The following is an 18,684-nucleotide window of genomic DNA, read 5'->3' on the forward strand; positions in this document are numbered from 1 at the left end:
TTGGTAGTCGCATTCGTGATATCGCACGCGCCTGCCCAAGAACCGAGGTGTCCTCCTACTTCGCCTTCGTCGCCCGCTGGCGGTGATTGTGGCGCCGACGCCGAACCAGGAGTCGAATCCAGGCTGGGACAATTCCACACACCATGGCAAAGAATACGGCACCGATCACCGCAGTCAACCATCTGGGCAGGCCGCCGGGCGGACCGTACGTCAGCACCGACACGAAGTCGATCGCGGCCCACGCGAGCATGAACCAGAGCAACCAATCCCGATATAGCGGCGCATCGAACAGCCTCAGCACCGCATTCATTCGCTTCGGTAACGGTGCCAGCGGACCCGACCACCGAATGTCGACATCGTCGCCCACCCGGTGCGCCGTCTCCTTCTGCACACGCAACCTGTCGCCGGAAGCCGGAAGACCGTGGTCTTCCCCGGCCTGAGTGTCGCACGTGGATCGTGCAGCAACGACCGGCGTCGTGGCGTCCGCTCCCAGTTCAAGGCCGCCTACCTCAGATGGCAACCGCACGCGAATAACAGCGAACGACAGGCGATCGTCAGGCGTATCGTGATAGGCAGCCAGGTAGAGGTCACCATTGGCCGCCAACGCGAGTTCGGTGACCGAAGGCTTGAGCACGAGTCGCGCCAACTCCCGACCGGTCCAGGTTGCTATCTCGGTTCGGCGAAGGGAGACGTTACCTCCAACGGTCAGGAAGGCAGTTTCATCGAGTGCGATCAGCCCCATGGGGTTGGACTGCGAGTCAGAATGTCGCGATTTCGAACCCGTGGTCGGGGACGAGATGAGATAGCCGGCGTTACCGGACGTCAGTAGAGCATCAGCGGATAGCCAAACCGAGGTGAATGCATTGGCAGAATGGTAATCGATTTTATGCCGCTGCTGGCGACCGAGCCCGCCCTCCAGCCTGGTGACTGACGCACTGAGGTCATGTGACCCACCGTTGTCGAAGACCCAGACACTGCCATCTGGATGTTGACAGAGACAGCAGTTCCCTGAAAGACCTCCACCAATTGTCGTGATCTGACCGTCATGGAAGCGCCCCACGCCGGATCGCCGGAGGAACACGATCGACCCATCCCCGATGACCAACACGTTCCGCCGACAGTCAGGCACCGGCACGGCCATTTCCGCCGTTTGCGCCTCGATGTCGACGTCCAGAACACCGCGTGTGGTCGTTACCAGAAGCCTGCTCTGCCCGTAGCAGGCAATCCCGAGTTGACTGGATTCGATGCCGGACAGAACGACCTGCGCCTCCACACCGTCGACGGCCGCGAGCAGGGGTCCGTCAGGCATCTCGCTCGGTGGTTCGAAGCTGAGGTCGGGCACCTCGGAGGACGCGAACAGCTGCGCCAAAGGTGTGTACGGCGCGCCTTGGAACGAGGCTCGATCGCGAACCAGGTTGACCAGTTCCTGGGGCGGCACCAATCCACCGAGCATGGCTTCCCAGTGTCCGGCGTCCAGGAGAAGTACCTCGAGCCGGTCACCGTGGGCAATATCGGCGAGGGCTTCTTGGCTGTAGCCGGACATCGACAGGAATACGCCGTAGGTGCCGGACAGCCGTTGCCGGACCCGCTTCTCCAGTTTGGCGATACGTCCGGTATCCGTCCTTGCCTTCTCCCACTTGGCCTCCAGGACGAAGCGGACTCCGTCAATGGCGAAGGCGACGTCAATCTCACCGGCGGCCCGGACGTTGGCAGTAGCCTGGACACCCCAACACTGAAGCAGTTCAGCGATCAAGTTGTTGAAGCGCTGACCACGAGACTGAGGTGTGCACGCGCGTAGCTGCCGCAGCTGGTCATACTCGCTGATCAGCTGCCGCCACCTGTCCATGTCACGTACCACCTGGACAGTCTTGCGCATCCGAACGTCTAGATCACGGATATCCCGGCCTCGCAGCGAACTCATCTTCGGACAATCCCCCGATGGCGAGCGGCTGCCCTGCGAGATAATCCTGGCCCAGGCGATCCGGTACACCTCAAGACGACTTCCAACGCCATCCGTCGTCGCCGCGACGATGGTGAAGCTTCGGCCACCAGCCGATCAGGGTCAGTCCACACAACCGACCATGGTCAGCCGGTGGCCACACCCGTTTTCAGGCACACCAGCGACGTCACGAAGTCCGACAGAACGCTGAGCCGCCAACCACCAAAACGCTCCACCGATAGACGAAGATTGCGACATTCGACATTCTCAGCAGGCCCCGACGCGGGCGCATTTTCGCATGAAACATCGCTCAGGTGGCGATGACCTCGATCATACTCTCCAAACCTTTGAAGTCGTCAGCGTTTCGGGTGTAGAGCGGCAGTTCGCGCGAGGACGCGATGGCGGCGATCATCAGATCCATGCGCCGAGGTCGCGGATCCCGTTTCGCCGCGAGGACGAGTGCGACCAAGGTTCCGTACCGGGCTGCCGCCTCGCCGTCGAAGGGCAACGGCACGAAGTCGACGATGGCGGCACCGAGCTTCTCTGTGCGCGCTGCACGGACGGCGTGGTCCTTCGCCATCGCGACTCCCTGATGCAACTCAGCCATGGTGACGGCGGTGAGTTCCGGGATCTCGGGCAATGCCGCGGGATCGAGCAGACCGAGGTCGATATAAGTGCAGGTGTCGAGCACACCTGCCTTGTGACAATCAGTCATCAGGCAGCTCCCCCTTGTCGTCGGAATCCACACGATCTTCGGTGCCGAAGAATTCATCGGCTTCCCGCCGCATCTGCGCAGCCTCAACCGTGGGCAACCTTCGATGTCGCTGTACCAACTCCTCACCGGTAAGGCGACGCCTGCGCGGTGTCGGCCGCACCTCAGCCACTTCGACACCGTTGCGAGTGACGTAGTAGGTCTCGCCCGCCTCGACGGCGTCCATGACGGCAGCGGAGTTGTTGCGGAACTCCCGTTGAGTGATCACCTTCACGATGCCAGTGTAGCCCTGCGTAGCTCGATGAGCTACATCTGCCGGTTCGCGCACCGTGGAGTCGCTGTTCCGGGCGAGGCGGGGAAGAGCCGTCCACGACGTGGTCAGGCCGATCCAGCCGACAAAACGCTGAGGTTCCAACCGACAAAACGCGCTGTGCGCAGCATGCAGATCGCGCCGTCAGGCCTCGGCGTCTCCACCACAGTCAGCATCGCAAAGACGGATCGAGTTCCCGGACTGAGTCACCCCTGCCGTTCGAACGGCAGCTTCTCCCCCGCCTCCACCGCGAACGGCAAGTGGTTCCCCTCCGGAGGCAACGGGCAGGTCGCGAAGTCGGTGAACGCGCACGGCAGGTTCACCGCGCGGGTGAAGTCCAGGGTTACCGTCCCGTCCGGGGCAGGTGCAGCGACCGGCAGGGAGCGGTTCGCGGCGTACGTCGTCACGCCGCTGGTCTTGTCGGTGAACAGGATGTTCAGGCCGCCGTCACGGCCGTTGAACGCGGCCAGGGTGTGCTCGGTGCCGTCGTGGGTGAAGTGGACGCGGCCGGGGACCGTGTACACGTGGGACAAGCCTTCGACGACGGCACCCACGGTGGTGGGGCGAGGCTCGGCGAAGGGCTCGTACGTGCCTTCGAACACCCACGCCGCGTCGGGGTCGTACGTGGGGACGCCGTGGAAGTTGCGCAGTACCAACGACTTCGGGTCGTGTACGCGGATCAGGTAGCCGGAACGGCGGGCGATCTCGATCTCCCGGTCGCCGGCGGTCACGCGGGTGCCGGGGCCGCTGTTGACCAGCTCGAAGCGGCGTACGCCGGACAGCGGGGTGCCCTCGTAACGCAGGTCGGCGCCGTCCGGGTCGACGTAGGCAGCGTCGTCGTCCTGCCACCAGAGGCCGGGCAGCCCTGGGTAGCTGCGCGGGTGGGTCTCCAGCCAATCCAGCGACACCAGCGCAAGCCAGCCGTACGGGTCCGCGAGTGTCTTCTCGCGTCCGGCTTTCCATTCCTGCCAGGCCTGAGTGAAATTCATCCCGGTTCCTTCCGCTCGAAGTCACCAAGGGGAACGCGGCGACCGCGGCGGCATTCCCGGTTCCAGGATACGGGAACGGTAGGGTCCCCCGCGTGGCGGAGACGGACCAGGTGGTGGAGATCTACACCGACGGCGCATGCAGTGGCAATCCCGGTCCCGGCGGGTGGGGCGCGCTGCTGCGGTACGGGCGGCACGAGCGCGAGCTGTACGGCGGCGAGGACACCGTCACGACCAACAACCGGATGGAGCTGATGGCGCCGATCCGCGCGCTGGAGAGCCTCACCCGGGCGTCGGTGGTGAAGATCTACACCGACAGCACGTACGTCCGCAACGGGGTCACGCAGTGGATGCCGCGCTGGAAGAAGAACGGCTGGCAGACGCAGGCGAAGCAGCCGGTCAAGAACGCCGACCTCTGGCAGCGCCTGGACACCGCGGGAGAGCGGCACGAAGTCGAGTGGCTCTGGGTCAAGGGGCACGCGGGGCTGCCGGAGAACGAGCGCGCGGACCGTCTCGCGGTGAAGGGTGCGAAGGAAGCGGCCGAAGCCGGGGTGAAGCGCGCCCGTGGCTAGCTGTCCCTGCGGTCTGCCCGAGGCGTACGGCGCGTGCTGCGGCCCGTTCCACCGTGGCGAACAGCACGCGCCGACGGCCGAGCGCCTGATGCGCTCGCGCTACAGCGCGTTCGATGTCGGCGACCGGGATTACCTTCTGGCCACCTGGCATCCGGACACCCGGCCGCGACGGCTGCGGCTCGATCCGGGACAGGAGTGGCTCCGGCTGGAGGTAGTGGGACACACCGGCGGCTCACTGCTCGCGAACGAGGGCACCGTCGAGTTCCGCGCGTACTACCGCCACCGTGGACAGGACGATGTGCTGCACGAGAACAGCCGCTTCGTCCGCGAAGCGGGCCGCTGGTACTACGTCGCCGCGCTCTGATCCCACACGTGACGCTCCGCGGCGTCCGGGTCCGACACCGTACGGCTCACATCGTCGAACAGCCGGGTCACCCGATCCTCCGGCGAGTACTGCGGCCATCCCGGTTCGCCTGTGACGACGAAGCGGTGCCACGCGCCGAACATCTCGCTCGCCATCGCCCGGAGCCGCGCGGGATCGGGGCGGGTGGCGGCGAGCATGAAGCGCCAATTCGGGTTGCCGATGTCGTCGAACATGAACAGCAGGTCCACGCCATGCGCCGCGCCCAGACCACGGCCGCGTGGGGCGATCCGCCAGTCCAGCCGGTACATCCAGGTCGCGCCGCCCGCCGCGTACTGGGCTTCGGCACAGCGGATCGCGGGCAGCCACCAGTCGCCCGCCGTGCGTACGCGGTTCGCCAACTGGTCTTCGGGCCAGTCCGGGAACAGCTTTCGGTACGCGACGGTGGCACGCTCGATGGCGCCGGAGTCCAGCATGGTCGAGCCGGTGCCGAGCAGCTTCGCGCCGCCGCTCTGCAGCCAGGAGAACAGGTCCTGTTCGTCGGCGGTGGTTCCGATGAGCAGCCGTACATCGCGTGCCGCGCCGTCTGCGACCGCGTCGCCCGGATTGCGCGGCAACTGTTCACTGCCGACGACGACCCTGTACGGCACAAGCGTGTCGAGCGCGGCTGTGACGCGTTGCTGCGCGGCGAGGATGTGCGTCGCAGGCATCGTCATGAGCGCTTCGGCGGGCACAGCGAGGTCTTCCAGCACGGCCTTGCCCACCGTCTCGGCCTCGGCCGCGGTGTACACCACGGACCCGACGCCGGTCCCGCTCTGCACGATGGCTTGCTGAAACAGCCCACGCGCCGCGGGGACCGCGAGCAACGTGCCCACGGTGCGTCCACCGTTCGACTGCCCGGCGAGCGTGACCCGGCGCGGGTCACCGCCGAACGCAGCCACGTTGTCGCGTACCCATTCCAGCGCGAGTACTTGGTCCTGCAGCGAGAGGTTCCCCTCGGAGACGCCAGGGACGCGAAGCAGCCCGAGCACGCCGAGTCGATACGCGACAGTCACCACGACCACCCCACGACGCGCGTACGCGGAGCCGTCGAATTGATGCGGTGACCCCAGCACTCCACCACCGCCGTGGATCCACACGAACACAGGGTGCGGGCCGGGCTCCTCAGGGGCGTAGACGTTCACGTACAGACAGTCCTCGTCACCGACAAACCCCTTACCGGTGAGAGCGGGCTGCGGAGCCTTCTCAGCGAAGCCAGTCGCGTCGCGCACCCCAGCCCACGGCGAGACCGACACCGGTGGGCGAAACCGCAACTCCCCCACGGGCGGCTCCGCGAACGGCACGCCGAGGAACACTCGTACGCCGTCCTGCGCCACACCCCGCACGGCCCCGGCCAGCGTGTCCACAGTCGTCACGACGCAAGCGTAGTGCGGCCCACGCGCGCGATCCGGGTTCCCCGGGTGATGATTGTCGCGTGCACGTAGCGGCGGAATTGGTCGGCTTGGTCCTCACGGTCCTCATCGTCACGGTCGGGGCGCGTCGATGGGACTGGTCGGCACCGTTGTGCCTGGTGACGGTGGGCGTCGCGGCCTCGTTCGTGCCAGGGGTGCCGGAGTACGACCTCGATCCCGAGGTCGTCCTGATCGGACTGCTGCCCCCGTTGCTGTACTCGGCGTCGATCCAGACCTCGCTGGTCGCGTTCCGCCGCCTGCGCGGGCCGATCGCGCTGCTGTCCGTCGGGCTGGTGGTGTTCACCGCCTTCGGCGTCGGCCTGGTCGCCTGGGCGGTGGTGCCCGGCCTGCCGCTCGCCGCCGGGATCGCCCTGGGCGCGGTGGTCGCCCCGCCGGACGCGGTGGCCGCGAGCGTGGTCGCGCGCCGGGCCGGGATGCCGCGCAAGCTCGTCCGGCTGCTGGAGGGCGAGAGCCTGTTCAACGACGCGGCCGCGCTGGTCGCGCTGCGCACCGCGATCGCGGCGATCGCCGGAGCGGTCAGCCTGTGGCAGGTCGGCCTCGATTTCGTGCTCGCGGCGGTCGGCGGGCTGGTGATCGGCTTCGTCGTCGGCATCGCAGTGGCGTTCCTGCGTGCCCGGCTGGAAGAACCGATCACGGACACTGCGCTGTCCTTCGCGCTGCCGTTCGCCGCGTACCTGGTTGCCGAAGTGGCGCACGGGTCCGGCGTGCTGGCCGTGGTCGTCGCCGGGCTCATCCAGGGGCACAAGGCCCCGCAGATCCAGTCCGGCCCGTCCCGGCTGGCCACCAGGCTCAACTGGCAGACCGTGCAGTTCCTGTTGGAGAACATGGTCTTCCTGCTGATCGGCCTGCAGTTGCGGCGGATCCTCACCGAGGTCGGCAAGAGCGGGCTGTCGCTGTGGGCGCTGATCGGCATCTGCGCGGCCGTGCTCGCCGCGACAATCCTCACGCGGGTGCTGTGGATGATCGGGATCGGCACGGTGACACGGCTGCTGCACAGGCTGGGCGTCAACCGCGGCAAGATCTGGCCGTGGCGGTACTCGGCGGTGATCTCGTGGGCCGGGATGCGTGGCGTGGTCACCCTCGCCGCCGCGTTCGTACTGCCCGCGGACACCCCACAGCGCGCGGTGCTCGTGCTGGCCGCCTTCGTCGTGGTGGCCGGGACGCTCGTGGTGCAGGGCATGACGTTGCCCCCGCTGATCCGGCGGCTGCGGCTGCCCCGGCCCGACCCGGCGGAGGATGCGCTGCAGGAAGCGGCCGTACTGCACGACATGACCCGCGTCGCGCTGCGCAAGCTGGACGAGCTACAACGGCCTGAAGACCCGCCCGAGGTGATTCAGCGGCTGCGCGAACGGCTCCAGTCCCGTTCGGACTCCGCGTGGGAGCAGCTCGGCAGGCAGAGCGCCCTGGCGGAGACGCCGAGCGACGCGTACCGTCGCCTGCGCGTGCAGCTGCTGGAGGCCGAACGCGAGCAGTTCCTGGAAGCCCGCGACCAGGGCACCGCCGACGACACCGTGCTGCGCCGCATCCTGGCCCGCCTCGACATCGAGGAGTCGATGCTCGACCGCGACGACGAAGAACCCCCGCAGGAAGGCCGAGAACTCAGCACTCCCGCGGCGACCGCCGGTTCGTGCAAGCACCTCGCGCACGAGTGGGCCGACAAGCCACCCAGCTCGCCGGACAGCTGCGCGGCCTGCATCGCGGAGGGCACCACCTGGGTGCACCTGCGGATCTGCCTGAAGTGCGGCAACGTCGCCTGCTGCGATTCGTCGCCGGCCAGACACGCGTCGCAGCACTTCCACGAGTCACGGCACCCGGTGATGCGCAGCTTCGAACCGGGCGAGTCCTGGCGGTGGTGTTTCGTGGACAAGCAGCTGGGCTGAATCGCCGCGCGTGGCTAGGGTCGGAGGCATGACCACCCCGGAGCAGGAGATCGAATACCGCCAGCACCGCTTCACGCCACCGCCCGGTTCGACGGAGATCTTCCTGGTGCGCCACGGGGAATCGATGCCCGCGAAGGCGAGTGCGCCGTTCGAGCTGCTCGACGGGCAGGCCGATCCCGATCTCGCCCCCGAGGGCCGCGAACACGCCGCACGCGTGGCGCGGCGCCTGGCCGGCGAACGGCTCGACGCGCTGTACGTGACCACGTTGCGGCGCACCGTGCAGACCGCAGCGCCGCTGGCGGAGAAGCTGGGCCTCACCCCGGCCGTCGAGCCTGACCTGAGGGAGATCTACCTCGGCGACTGGGAGAAGAACGGGCTCTTCCGCAAGCACACCACCGAAGGGCACCCGATCGTGCAACGGCTGTGGACCGAGCAACGCTGGGACGTGATCCCCGGCGCGGAGTCGGACGAGGCGTTCGGCTGCCGGATCCGGGCCGCGCTGACCCGGATCGCCGCGGCCAACCCGGACCGGCGGGTCGCGGTGTTCACCCACGGCGGCGTGATCGGCGAGGCGTTCGCCCAGGCCACCCGCGCGCTCGACCGGTTCGCCTTCCTCGGCGCGGACAACGGCTCGGTGTCACATCTGGTGCTGCACGGGGAAAACTGGCTGGTGCGCCGGTTCAACGACACCGCTCACCTCGCCGCGCCGCTGGGCTGAGCCGCCGGGCGGCGGATCCGGCCGTCCGCGACGAGCTGCACGGTCACCAGCACCGCGATCGATTCGGCGGCCAGCAGGCCGAGCAGCACCAGCACCTGCGTGGTCCCGGCCTGCAGCGGGCTCGCCCCGCCGAGCAGCATCCCGACGTACGCGCCGGGCAGTGTGACCAGCCCGACCGTGCGGGTCTGGTCGAGTGCGGGGATCAGCGCCTGGCCGGCCGAGGGACGGCAGATCTCCAGCGCCGCGTGCCGGGGCAGGAAACCCAGGGCAAGCGCCGCCTCGTACTCGCCGTACCGGGTCTTCAGCTCGTCGAGTGCCCGGCGGGCGGCCTGCGAAGTGGCGGTCATCGTGCCGCCGATGACGATCCCGGCGACCGGCACGAGCGCGATCGGCCGCAGGGGCACCACCCCCGAGCCGAGGACCAGCCCCAGCACCGGGAGCACGCCCGCGGCCAGGGCGAGCGCGATCCAGCCCGCCTGGCGCGGCACCCCGATCCGCGCCGCGGAGGTGCCGGTCGCGATCGAGAACATGACGAGCACGAACAGCGCGGTCAGCCAGTCCGAACGCAGGATCACGGTGATCACCAGGGAGACCAGCGCCAGTTGCGCGACCGCCCGCACGGCGGCCACCAGCACCGCGCGGCCCTGCCCGAGTTCGCCGTAGCGGACCACCAGGGACCCGGCGAGCGCGAGCACGACCAGCACCGCTATCAGGACGGGCCCGAACCCGATCGCTGCGTTCACGAACGGGATCCTGCCCCACCCGCCGTCAGGACACGCAGCTGAGCCGAGCCCCCGCGCCGGTCACGGACTGCTGTGCCACGACCGCTCCGTTCACCCGGATGCGGCAACCCAGCTCCCCGTCGCCGGCGTTCTGTGCGACCAGGCCGGAGAACGAAGGGGCGTTCGCGGCGGCGGTGTGCTGCACGGACACGGCCCACGGCGTGGCGATCTGGTCCTGCTGCTGGAGACTGCCGCCTTCGCCGACGTAGGTGAGATTGCGCGCGCCACCCGCGCCGGTCAGCTCGTACACGACGACCAAGGCGCTCTGCGAGACCGCCTGCTGCGCGTTCCGGCCGTCCGGGGTGGTCCGATCGTCCTGGTGGCCGGTGTACGCGGTGGCGCCGGGTTCGGACTGGGCCGCCACCCCGGAAATCGCGGGCGCGGCCCGACCGGTCGACGGGATCGTGTACCAGGCCACGGCCGCAGCGGCCACCGCCGCGGCGAGCACGACGGCGAGGCCGCCGAGCGGCCAGGACCTCCCCCGGACCGCCGTGGGCCGGGCCGTGCGAAGAACACCCATGGCGAGGCTTCGCTTCCTCGAGCGCACTCGGTGAGCACGACTGAGCAGGACATCCGGTATCTCGCCGAACCGTCACTCGGCGTTAGCCAGATCGCCGAATCAGACGGTAATTCACCCTAATGGGTAGCTTCAGGTCCGGTTGTCCACCGCTGATACACGCGCACATGCCGGACCCGGGACCGTGCGCAGTCCACCAACCACGGTAGTGAAGGGTCCCTTTACGGACTCTTGGTCCGTGAAGGGACCCTTCACGGCGTCGCAGCGGACGAGCTGCGCGATCAGCGGGTGCCGTTGGCACGGCTGTGGAACGCTTCGCGCGCCGAGGAAATCCTCGACGGTCGGGAGCAGGCCGACGCGGTTTGCGCAGCTGCCACGGCGACCGACCCGGCCGTCGACGAGCTGCTGTCCCGGCTGTCCCGCGCGCCGTCACGGGTCGGTGTGCCGGCGTCCGGGCTCGGGGAACGGCAGCTGCGCCGCAGATTCACCCTCGCGGTTGGCTACGGCCCGGCCACTCACCTGCGGGTGCTCCGGCTCCAGCGGGCGATCGCGCTGGCCCCAGGCGTCGCGGATCTCGCCACGCTCGCCGTCGCCGCGGGGTACGCCGACCAGCAGCACTTTTCGCGGGAATGCCGGGCGCTCACCGGGCTGCCGCCGCGCGCCTACTTCTCCTGATCCGCCGCCAATTCCTGTTGCGCGGCAAGGAAATGCGCGATATCCACAGTAGCCGGGTAGAGCGCGCGGTACCGCGTATAGAACTCGTCGTAGGTGTCCGCGCGAGCCGGATCCGGACGTACCACCTCGGCGACCGGGTTCCACGCCTCGATGTCCGGATCCAGGCCGATCGCGAAGGCCGCCAGCAGCGCGTCGCCGAAGGCCGCGCCGATCGTTTCGGTAGGCACCTGCTGGTCGGTGCGGGTCACGTCGCTCACGATGCCCGTCCACACCCTGCCCTGGGTGCCGCCGCCGACCGCGACCAGCCGCCCGGCCGGGCCGCCCATGGCCGCGAGATTGTGCCGCACGCCGTACGCGGTCCCCTCCAGGGCCGCGCGGTACAGCTCGGCGCGGCCGTGCCCGATGGTCAGCCCGGCGAGCACCCCCCGCGCGGCGGGATCCGGCACAGGTGTTCGCTCGCCTGCGAAGTAAGGCAGCATCAGCAGCCCCCGGCTACCGGCCGGCACCTTGCCCGCCTCAGCGACCAGCTGGGCGAAGTCGCCGCCGAACAGATCCCGCAACCAGTCCGTGATCGCGCCCGACGTGGCCATCCCGGCGGCGAGGGAATGACTGCCGGGGAACACCCCGCGCGTCGCCCACAGCCCGGGCACCGGGCGCGGCCCCGCGGTCTGCCGGATGAGGAACATGGTGCTGCCGTACATGAGCATCGTGTCGCCCGGCTCGCGCACGCCGGCGCTGGCGGCCTCGGCCCAGGCGTCCACCGTGCCGCAGGTGACCGGGAGTCCCACGGGAAGGCCGGTCTGCGCGGCGGCCTCCGCGGTGACAGTGCCGGCCACCTCGCTCGGCCAGGCCAGCCGGGGCAACGTGACCCCCGGCGCGACCAGCGCGGCCCAGTCCGCCGCCCAGTCACCGGCCCGCAGGTCGTACATCGGATCGCACTGGCTGGCCGAATGGTGGTCCAGCACGTACTCGCCGGTGAGCCGCCGCACCAGGTAGGAACTCGCCATCAGGAACCGGCGGGCACGCGCGGCCACGGCCGGCTCGTGCCGGTGCAGCCACCGCCACTTCGGGCCGACCGCCTGGCTCGACAGCGCACTGCCACAACGCTCCACAATGGACTGCTCGCCCAGCTCCGCGGTCAGCTCGGCGATTTCCGCACCCGCCCGGGTGTCCACGCCGTAGAGGATCGCCGGGCGCAGCGGCCGGCCGTCCTCGTCCGCGGGCAGCAGCACCGGGCCGATCCCGCTCACCGCGAGCCCGGCCGGGCGGCGGTCCCCGGCGGCCTTCAGCAGCTCGCGCACCAGCGTGGTGAACCCGGCCCACCAGACCGTCTCGGCGTCGTGCTCGAACCAGCCGGGACGGGGACGGGAGGTCGGGTGCGGGCGGCTCGCGCGCGCCAGTACAGTGCCGTCCACGCCCACCAGGACGCCCTTGGCGCTGGCCGTGCCGATGTCGATGCCGAGCAGCGGGCCCGGTTGCACGCGGCACCTCCGGTGAGCGGAAGGTAAACGATTACCGAGGACGCTATTCTTTCGGTCACCGGGGTGTCAAGCACGACAGGACGAGGAGGGCACGGTGGCCACCATCAGCGATGTCGCCGCCCGTGCGGGGGTGTCCACGGCGACGGTGTCCCGCACCCTGAACGGGAAGTCCACTGTGGACCCGGAGCTGGCCGCCCGGGTGGTCACCGCCGCCGAGGAGCTCGGCTACCAGCCCAACGGGCTGGCCCGGAACCTGCGCCGCCAGGAGACCGCGGTGCTCGCGCTGATCATCTCGGACGTGGAGAACCCGTTCTTCACCGCACTCGCCCGCGGAGTGGAGGATCTGGCGCAGACCTCCGGGTATTCGGTGGTGCTGTGCAATGCGGACGAGAACGTGGACAAGGAGCGCCGGTACCTCGACGTCGCCCTGCAGGAGCGGGTCGCCGGCGTGGTGCTGTCCCCCACCGGCCCGGCCACGAACGTGGCCCTGCTGCGCCGGCTGGGCACCCCGGTGGTGGCAGTGGACCGACCACTCGCGGGCACCGACGGTGACCAGGTGCTGGTGAACACCCACCGCGCGGCCCGGGACGCGACCCGGCACCTGATGGCCGGCGGCTACCGCCGGATCGGCTGCCTCAGCGGCCCCGCGGGCGTGCGCACCGCGGACGACCGGCTCACCGGCTACCTGGACGCGGTCGGCGAGGAGAACGCGCTCTACCGGCGCGCGTCGTACCGGGCTGAAGGCGCCCGGCTGGCCGCGGGCGAACTGCTGGACCTTGCCACCCCGCCGGACGCCCTGCTCATCGCGAACAGCACGATGGCCATCGGCGTCCTGGAGGCGCTGGCCACCCGCGCCCTGCGCCCGGGCCGCGACGTCGGCCTGGTCTCCTTCGACGACGCCCCGTGGGCCACGCTGATCGACCCGCCGCTGACCGTGGTGGCCCAGCCCGCCTACGAACTCGGCCGGGCCGCCGCGCAGCTGCTGCTCGCCCGCATCGCCGACCACACCCGCCCCGTCGTCACCACGACCATGGACGCCCGGCTGATCGTCCGGGAGAGTTCCCACCGCTGAGGACCGGTGCGGCCGCTGGTCAAGGGATCGCACGCCGGAGCGTCCCTGCGGGCGGCGTCTCCGGGTCTCTCGCCGGGAGGCATGCGCGTTCATGCCCGGACACGACGGCTGAGATGGCCCAGTGCGCAGGCGGCCGGGTCGTGCACGCATTGGTTGCCGCGCCGCATCGGGCGCGCCGGTGCCAGGCCTACTGGGCCGCGGCACGGCCCACTCGAACCGGGCGCGGAGGCAGGCGCCATCGGCCATGCCGGTCCGCGAGACGGAGGCCAGGCAACCCGGCCGAGCAGAACCGTGCCCTACCTCTGCCGGACCCGGCCTCGGCCGCGCCGGCGGCGATGCCGATACCTGACGCACCCGGCTCCAACCACACCCGGCCTTGCCGAACCCGGCGATACGCACCGCGACACCCGCCTCACCCCAAGCTCACCGCCGCACCGCACCCGCCACAGCCCCCACGCCGCCACCCACCTCCGGACAGCCCCACCGCCGTCCGGACGACGTGCCTGGGGGCCGGCACCCCGACCGGCCCCCAGGCACGTCCCACCCCCTGTCCCCCCAGGACTCGGGTCCGGCTGTCGCCGGAAGCCCTCATGCGCCCAGGCGGGGAAATCGATTACCACATCGAACGTAAGGGCGCCACCAGACAGTGTCAAGGACACGAAAGCCTGGACAAGGCCGTTCGCCGAGGGCAAACTGGCCGGAAATCGCCTACTCATCGTGTTGTTTCATGTGCGATAAGTGTCGATCTTTGGTGAATTGCCGCACAGTTCGGTGAGAAACCGCACGAACCCGCACATGCGCGCTAGGCTGAGCGCATGTCAGTCGCGCTGGAGAACGTCCTCGCCAGAGCCGGCCTCAAGGCCGATGCGAACGCCTTCCTCACGCTTGTCGAGGACGCGGCGCGGCGGTTGTCGCCGCCGAACCCCGATCCCGCGCACTACTTCTCCCCCGACCAGGTGGCCGCGCTGACCGAGGCGGGGCTCGATCTGAGCCCGCGGGCCGAGGACGAGCCCGACTTCCGCGCGCGCACCGTCGCCGTGCACGCGGTGCTGGCCGATTCCGCGCTGTCGGTCGGGCAGGCCGCCGAGCTGCTCAACGTCGACGACAGCCGCATCCGGCACCGGCTCAACGAGGGCAGGCTGACCGGCTGGAAGGACCAGGTGTGGCGGCTGCCCGCCTGGCAGTTCAGCGGCTCCGGGGTGCTGCCCGGCCTGGAGGTCGTGCTGCGCTCGGTGCCCGCGGACCAGCCCGCGCTCGTGGTGGCCGCGTTCATGAACACGCCGCAGGCCGACTTGGTGATCAGCGACCGGCCGGCCACCCCGCGGCAGTGGCTGCTCGCGGGCGGCGAGCCCGGCCAGGTCGCGCGCCTGGTCGCCATGCTCGGCTCGCCGTTCTAGGCTGAGCCGGCAAGATCACCGACACAGGACGGACGACCCCCGACGCATGGCCCGGCTCCCCCTGCCCCCGGCGCGGTCCGTACTGGTCAAGGAACTGGATCGCGCCCACGATGTGGTGGCCGTCCAGCCCGAGACCAGACTGGTCCGCATCTTCACCGCCCACGGCAACCACCCGCAACAGTGGAATTCGTTCCGCTACACCGGCCCGCTCCCGCACGGGCGGTTCGACCAGCAGCCGACCGGACGAGGCGGCCGTCCGGTCACCGACCCGGCCAACGGCGTGCTGTACTTCGCGCTGACCGTGCGCACCAGCATCGCCGAGGTCTTCCAGACCACCTCCACCGTGGACCGCACGACCCGCGGGCCGCGGCTGGTCGTGGTGCGCCCGACCCGGACGCTGCGGCTGCTCGACCTGAGCGGCCTGTGGCCGACCCGGGTCGGCGCCTCGCAGGAGATCTCCAGCGGCCCGAAGAGACTCACCCAGGCCTGGGCGCGCGCGATCCGCACCGCGATGCCCGAGCTGGACGGGCTCTGGTACCGCTCCTCGATGGACTCCGGCGGCCCCTCGCTGTGCCTGTGGGACCCGCCGGCCGGCGCGGCGCTGCCGACCGCCCCGGACGTCCTGCTGCCGCTGGACCATCCGGGGCTCGACGTACCGCTCGGCCGGGTGTGCGAGGAGCTGAACTACACGCTGCTCAGCTGAGCCGCCGGGACCACCAGTCCAGCACGGCCGCGAACCGCTGGACCCGGTGGCGCGGGCGGCCGGAGCGGCTCAGTTCGTGACTCTCGCCGGGGAAGAGCAGGAACTCCGTGTCGACTCCCGCCTGCCGCAGCGCGACGAACTGCCGCTGCGCCTGTTCCAGCGGGCAGCGCCAGTCGTGTTCGGAATGCACGACGGCGAACGGGATCCGCACCTCCGCGGCATACGTGAGGGGGCTGCGCTTGCGCAGCTCCTCCGGGTCGGAGCCGACGTAGCCCTCCGCGAAGAAGTAGCCGATGTCCGAGCTGCCCGCGAAGGAGTCCCATGCGTTGACGGCCCGCTCGCTCCACGCGGCACGGAACCGTTCGGGGTGCTTCGCGGCGATCCAGCCGGTCATGAACCCGCCGTACGAGCCGCCCATGATGCCGGCGCGGGAAGAGTCGATGTCGGGACGTTCGAGCGCCTTGTCGAGCAGCGCGAGCACGTCGTCGACGTCGACGGTGCCGAGGTCTTGCACGACCGCACGGCCGTGCGCCTGCCCGTAACCCGCGGAGCCACGGGGGTTGCCGACCACCACCGCGTAGCCGGCTGACGCGTAGACCTGCGCTTCGTCGAAGAACGCCCACTCCTGCTGGGCGAACGGACCGCCGTGCACCACGCGCAGCACCGGATGCGGCCCGTCTCCTTCGGGGAGGACGAGCCAGCCGTGCACCGGGTAGCCGTCCGGAGCCGTGGTGTTCAGCTCCTCGACACGGCGGATTCCCTTGTCTCGCAACGTCTTCGCGTAGTCCGTCAGTGCCCGCGGGCCGTCGGCGCCGAGCACTACCACCTCGCCCGGCGTCTCCACTGTCGCGGCTACCACGACCACCGTGTCGCCGTCGGCCGCGAAGCCGTGCACCGCGACCTGCCCACCGTGCAGTACGCGCAGGCTGTCCAGCTTCGCGTCCGTAGCGGAAGCAGGCACCGCGCGCAGCTCCACCGCGCCACGGTTGCGCACTGCCACCAAGATCTCGTCGCCGAGCGGAACAGCGGTCCCCGCAGCACTTTCGACGTCGACTGTCTCCACATCGGTGAGCCGCCGCGGCTCAGCGCCCGCGACGACCGCGTACAGCCCGCAGTTGGCCGCTACCACCACTCCGTCCGCGTGGGACGTACCGGTGAAGTAGAGCGTGCCGTCGAGACCGAATACCGGATGGTCCGCGCTCCCGGGACACGACGCCAGCAACTCCGGTTCCCCGCCACCGGCAGGGAACGCCACGAGGTCGTTCGCCAGCGTCTCGACCCGGTCGTAGTCCTGCGGCACGACCACCACGACGCGTTCGCCCTCCGGCGCCCATACCGGGCTTTTCACGTCGTAGTCCGCGGGAGACAGCGGCTCGGGCTCGCCTTCGCCGAGCACGTCGAGCACGAACAGACGCTTCGGCCGGTCCCGCAGGAAGCCGAGGTCGTCGAAGCGGTAGTCGAACCGCGTGATCCGGCGGGGTGCTTCGGCGAGCGATTCCGGCGTGCGGCCGTCTGCGTCCTCGGTGCCGTACCGACCGGCTTCGGGTACCCGCGCGGTGCAGGCGAGCCGCTGCGAATCCGGTGCCCACGCCAGCTCCTCCGCGCCGAGTGCGAACGCCGTGAGCTTCCGCGCCTCGCCGCCCTCGACGGGCATCACGTACAGCTGCGAACCACCCTCCTCGCCCGCGCGCAGGAAAACGACCCAGCGGCCGTCCGGCGAGATGACCGGGGACGAATCGCGCGGGCCATAGGTCCAGGGCACGTCGCCGCCCTCGGCGAGAGAGACCCGCCGCAGCGTGCTGTGGCTCCGATCGGTTTCCAGATCGGGCCTGCTCACGGCGGTGAGCAGCAGGTCACCGCGCAGGGCGGGCGGGCCGGGGACGACGAGGTCTTCGATATCGGCAGGACGCATGCCGACGACCGTACCCGAGACCTTTAGCAAAGCGAACGACCTAATTCGCCTCGACTCCGGCCTGTTCGTCGCGTCGCGCCTTGGCCAGGCTCGTCACCGTGGTGACGGTCAGCACGACCACGATCACGCCGAGGGACACCCAATTGTTGATATCCAGCCAGTCCGGTGCGGCGTGGTACTCGTGCAGGGCGTGCAGCACCAGCTTGGCGCCGATGAAGGCGAGGATCACCGCGAGCCCGTAGCTGAGGTAGACCAGCTTGTTCACCAGCCCGCCGAGCAGGAAGTACAGCTGCCGCAGGCCCATCAGCGCGAACGCGTTGGCGGTGAACACCAGGAAGGCGTCCTGGGTGATGCCGAAGATGGCCGGGATGGAGTCCACCGCGAAGAGCAGGTCGGCCGAGCCGATCGCGACGATCACCAGCAGCATCGGGGTGATCATCCGCCGGCCCTGGTGGCGCACCAGGTACTTGTGGCCGTGGTAGTCGTCGGTGACCGGGAACAGCTTGCGCACCCAGCGGGTGAGCGCGTTCTCCTGGTACCGCTCCTCCTCGCCCTTGCTGCGCAGCATGCTGATCGCGGTCCAGATCAGCACCCCGCCGAAGAGGAAGAACACCCAGACGAACTGGTTGATCAGCGCGGCACCCACCGCGATGAACACGCTGCGCATGCCCAGCGCGAGCAGGATGCCGACCAGCAGCACCCGGTGCTGGTGGATCGACGGCACCTTGAACGAGGCCATGATGATCATGAAGATGAACAGGTTGTCCACACTCAGCGAGTACTCGGTGATGTACCCGGTGAAGAACTCGACCCCCGGGTCGTGCCCGGCGAAGAACCAGACGCCGGCGCCGAACAGCACCGCGCAGGCAATGTAGAAGATCACCCACCGCGCGGCCTCGCCGGTGGTCACCGCGTGCGGCTTGCGATCGACGATCACCAGGTCGAGGGCGATCAGAGCGAGCAGGCCACCAACCGTGGCGAACCACAGCCACACGGGAACGGTCATGAAACGAAACCTCCGGATAGTGCGCAGCAGCAACTAACCGGAGGTCTCTTCCGCCACGCGGACGCGCGGCCGACGGTGCCGGGGGGCCGAACCTCACCGCAAGCGGAAGGGACCGGCCGCCGTGCTGACGACACCGCCGCGAAGGAATACTCCCCTCACAGCGCGTCCAGTTTGCCGGTTACCGGCGGC

18 protein-coding genes are annotated in these 18,684 nt (G+C 69.6%); 8 read left to right on the plus strand and 10 right to left on the minus strand.

From position 1 onward, the window contains the following. Positions 1-55 precede the first annotated feature (55 nt). The 4 genes from D5S19_RS33155 to D5S19_RS15390 all read right to left on the minus strand — a co-directional run bounded on the left by D5S19_RS33155 (position 56) and on the right by D5S19_RS15390 (position 3,950). Positions 56-1,876 (minus strand): restriction endonuclease, encoded by a 1,821-nt coding sequence (locus tag D5S19_RS33155; RefSeq protein WP_233573937.1) that lies wholly within the window; start codon positions 1,874-1,876, stop codon positions 56-58. A gap of 373 nt (positions 1,877-2,249) precedes the next feature. Further along, positions 2,250-2,630 carry a type II toxin-antitoxin system VapC family toxin gene (locus D5S19_RS15380; RefSeq protein ID WP_199730515.1) on the minus strand — a complete coding sequence of 127 codons (381 nt, stop codon included), beginning with the start codon at positions 2,628-2,630 and terminating at the stop codon, positions 2,250-2,252. Between the two features lie 16 nt (positions 2,631-2,646). Further along, entirely contained in the window at positions 2,647-2,925 is a 279-nt protein-coding gene (locus D5S19_RS15385; RefSeq protein ID WP_120024022.1) for a type II toxin-antitoxin system Phd/YefM family antitoxin, read from the minus strand. 242 nt (positions 2,926-3,167) lie between these two features. Next, positions 3,168-3,950, minus strand: a complete 783-nt coding sequence (locus tag D5S19_RS15390) for a DUF1684 domain-containing protein (RefSeq protein ID WP_120024023.1) — start codon at positions 3,948-3,950, stop codon at positions 3,168-3,170. A gap of 92 nt (positions 3,951-4,042) precedes the next feature. Between D5S19_RS15390 and rnhA the strand changes: the two genes are divergently transcribed. Both rnhA and D5S19_RS15400 read left to right on the plus strand, forming a co-directional pair. Beyond that, a complete protein-coding gene (rnhA, locus tag D5S19_RS15395) occupies positions 4,043-4,519 on the plus strand; it encodes a ribonuclease HI (protein WP_098514453.1) in 477 nt (158 codons plus the stop codon). Further along, positions 4,512-4,883, plus strand: a complete 372-nt coding sequence (locus D5S19_RS15400) for a YchJ family protein (protein WP_120024024.1) — start codon at positions 4,512-4,514, stop codon at positions 4,881-4,883. Before rnhA ends, D5S19_RS15400 begins: the two co-directional genes overlap by 8 nt. On the opposite strand, the gene D5S19_RS15405 is transcribed toward D5S19_RS15400, so the two are convergent. Then, positions 4,865-6,295, minus strand: coding sequence for a carboxylesterase/lipase family protein (locus tag D5S19_RS15405; protein WP_120024025.1), 1,431 nt, complete (start codon positions 6,293-6,295; stop codon positions 4,865-4,867). The genes D5S19_RS15400 and D5S19_RS15405 overlap by 19 nt on opposite strands. A gap of 59 nt (positions 6,296-6,354) precedes the next feature. Between D5S19_RS15405 and D5S19_RS15410 the strand changes: the two genes are divergently transcribed. Then, positions 6,355-8,232 (plus strand): Na+/H+ antiporter, encoded by a 1,878-nt coding sequence (locus tag D5S19_RS15410; RefSeq protein ID WP_120024026.1) that lies wholly within the window; start codon positions 6,355-6,357, stop codon positions 8,230-8,232. A 28-nt stretch (positions 8,233-8,260) separates the two neighbouring features. Continuing rightward, on the plus strand, positions 8,261-8,950 hold the full coding sequence (locus tag D5S19_RS15415) for a histidine phosphatase family protein (RefSeq protein ID WP_120024027.1): 690 nt from the start codon (positions 8,261-8,263) through the stop codon (positions 8,948-8,950). Here D5S19_RS15415 and D5S19_RS15420 read toward each other — a convergent pair. Together D5S19_RS15420 and D5S19_RS15425 are read right to left on the minus strand one after the other, a co-directional pair. Then, positions 8,926-9,693 carry an ABC transporter permease gene (locus D5S19_RS15420; protein WP_120024028.1) on the minus strand — a complete coding sequence of 256 codons (768 nt, stop codon included), beginning with the start codon at positions 9,691-9,693 and terminating at the stop codon, positions 8,926-8,928. The genes D5S19_RS15415 and D5S19_RS15420 overlap by 25 nt on opposite strands. Positions 9,694-9,718: 25 nt before the next feature. After that, on the minus strand, positions 9,719-10,252 hold the full coding sequence (locus D5S19_RS15425) for an MmpS family transport accessory protein (protein ID WP_199730516.1): 534 nt from the start codon (positions 10,250-10,252) through the stop codon (positions 9,719-9,721). Between the two features lie 228 nt (positions 10,253-10,480). On the opposite strand from D5S19_RS15425, the gene D5S19_RS15430 reads away from it, so the two are divergent. Then, a complete protein-coding gene (locus tag D5S19_RS15430; RefSeq protein ID WP_120024030.1) occupies positions 10,481-10,924 on the plus strand; it encodes a helix-turn-helix domain-containing protein in 444 nt (147 codons plus the stop codon). Here the strand turns inward: D5S19_RS15430 and D5S19_RS15435 are convergent. Beyond that, positions 10,912-12,405 carry an FGGY-family carbohydrate kinase gene (locus D5S19_RS15435; RefSeq protein ID WP_120024031.1) on the minus strand — a complete coding sequence of 498 codons (1,494 nt, stop codon included), beginning with the start codon at positions 12,403-12,405 and terminating at the stop codon, positions 10,912-10,914. The genes D5S19_RS15430 and D5S19_RS15435 overlap by 13 nt on opposite strands. Before the next feature lie 94 nt (positions 12,406-12,499). On the opposite strand from D5S19_RS15435, the gene D5S19_RS15440 reads away from it, so the two are divergent. The 3 genes from D5S19_RS15440 (at position 12,500) to D5S19_RS15450 (ending at position 15,577) form a co-directional block, all read left to right on the plus strand. After that, positions 12,500-13,477, plus strand: coding sequence for a LacI family DNA-binding transcriptional regulator (locus tag D5S19_RS15440; protein ID WP_120024032.1), 978 nt, complete (start codon positions 12,500-12,502; stop codon positions 13,475-13,477). Between the two features lie 815 nt (positions 13,478-14,292). Continuing rightward, the gene (locus D5S19_RS15445; RefSeq protein ID WP_120024033.1) at positions 14,293-14,874 is read left to right on the plus strand and encodes a DNA-binding protein; all 582 of its coding nucleotides are present in this window, start codon (positions 14,293-14,295) and stop codon (positions 14,872-14,874) included. A gap of 46 nt (positions 14,875-14,920) precedes the next feature. Continuing rightward, positions 14,921-15,577, plus strand: coding sequence for an RES family NAD+ phosphorylase (locus D5S19_RS15450; RefSeq protein WP_120024034.1), 657 nt, complete (start codon positions 14,921-14,923; stop codon positions 15,575-15,577). On the opposite strand, the gene D5S19_RS15455 is transcribed toward D5S19_RS15450, so the two are convergent. Beyond that, the gene (locus D5S19_RS15455) at positions 15,570-17,489 is read right to left on the minus strand and encodes a S9 family peptidase (RefSeq protein ID WP_120024035.1); all 1,920 of its coding nucleotides are present in this window, start codon (positions 17,487-17,489) and stop codon (positions 15,570-15,572) included. The genes D5S19_RS15450 and D5S19_RS15455 overlap by 8 nt on opposite strands. A gap of 40 nt (positions 17,490-17,529) precedes the next feature. Beyond that, positions 17,530-18,495 (minus strand): TerC family protein, encoded by a 966-nt coding sequence (locus D5S19_RS15460; protein WP_120024036.1) that lies wholly within the window; start codon positions 18,493-18,495, stop codon positions 17,530-17,532. Between the last annotated feature and the right edge of the window lie 189 nt (positions 18,496-18,684).

Origin of the sequence: Amycolatopsis panacis, from assembly GCF_003600245.1 — a bacterium.
Classification (GTDB): domain Bacteria; phylum Actinomycetota; class Actinomycetes; order Mycobacteriales; family Pseudonocardiaceae; genus Amycolatopsis; species Amycolatopsis sulphurea.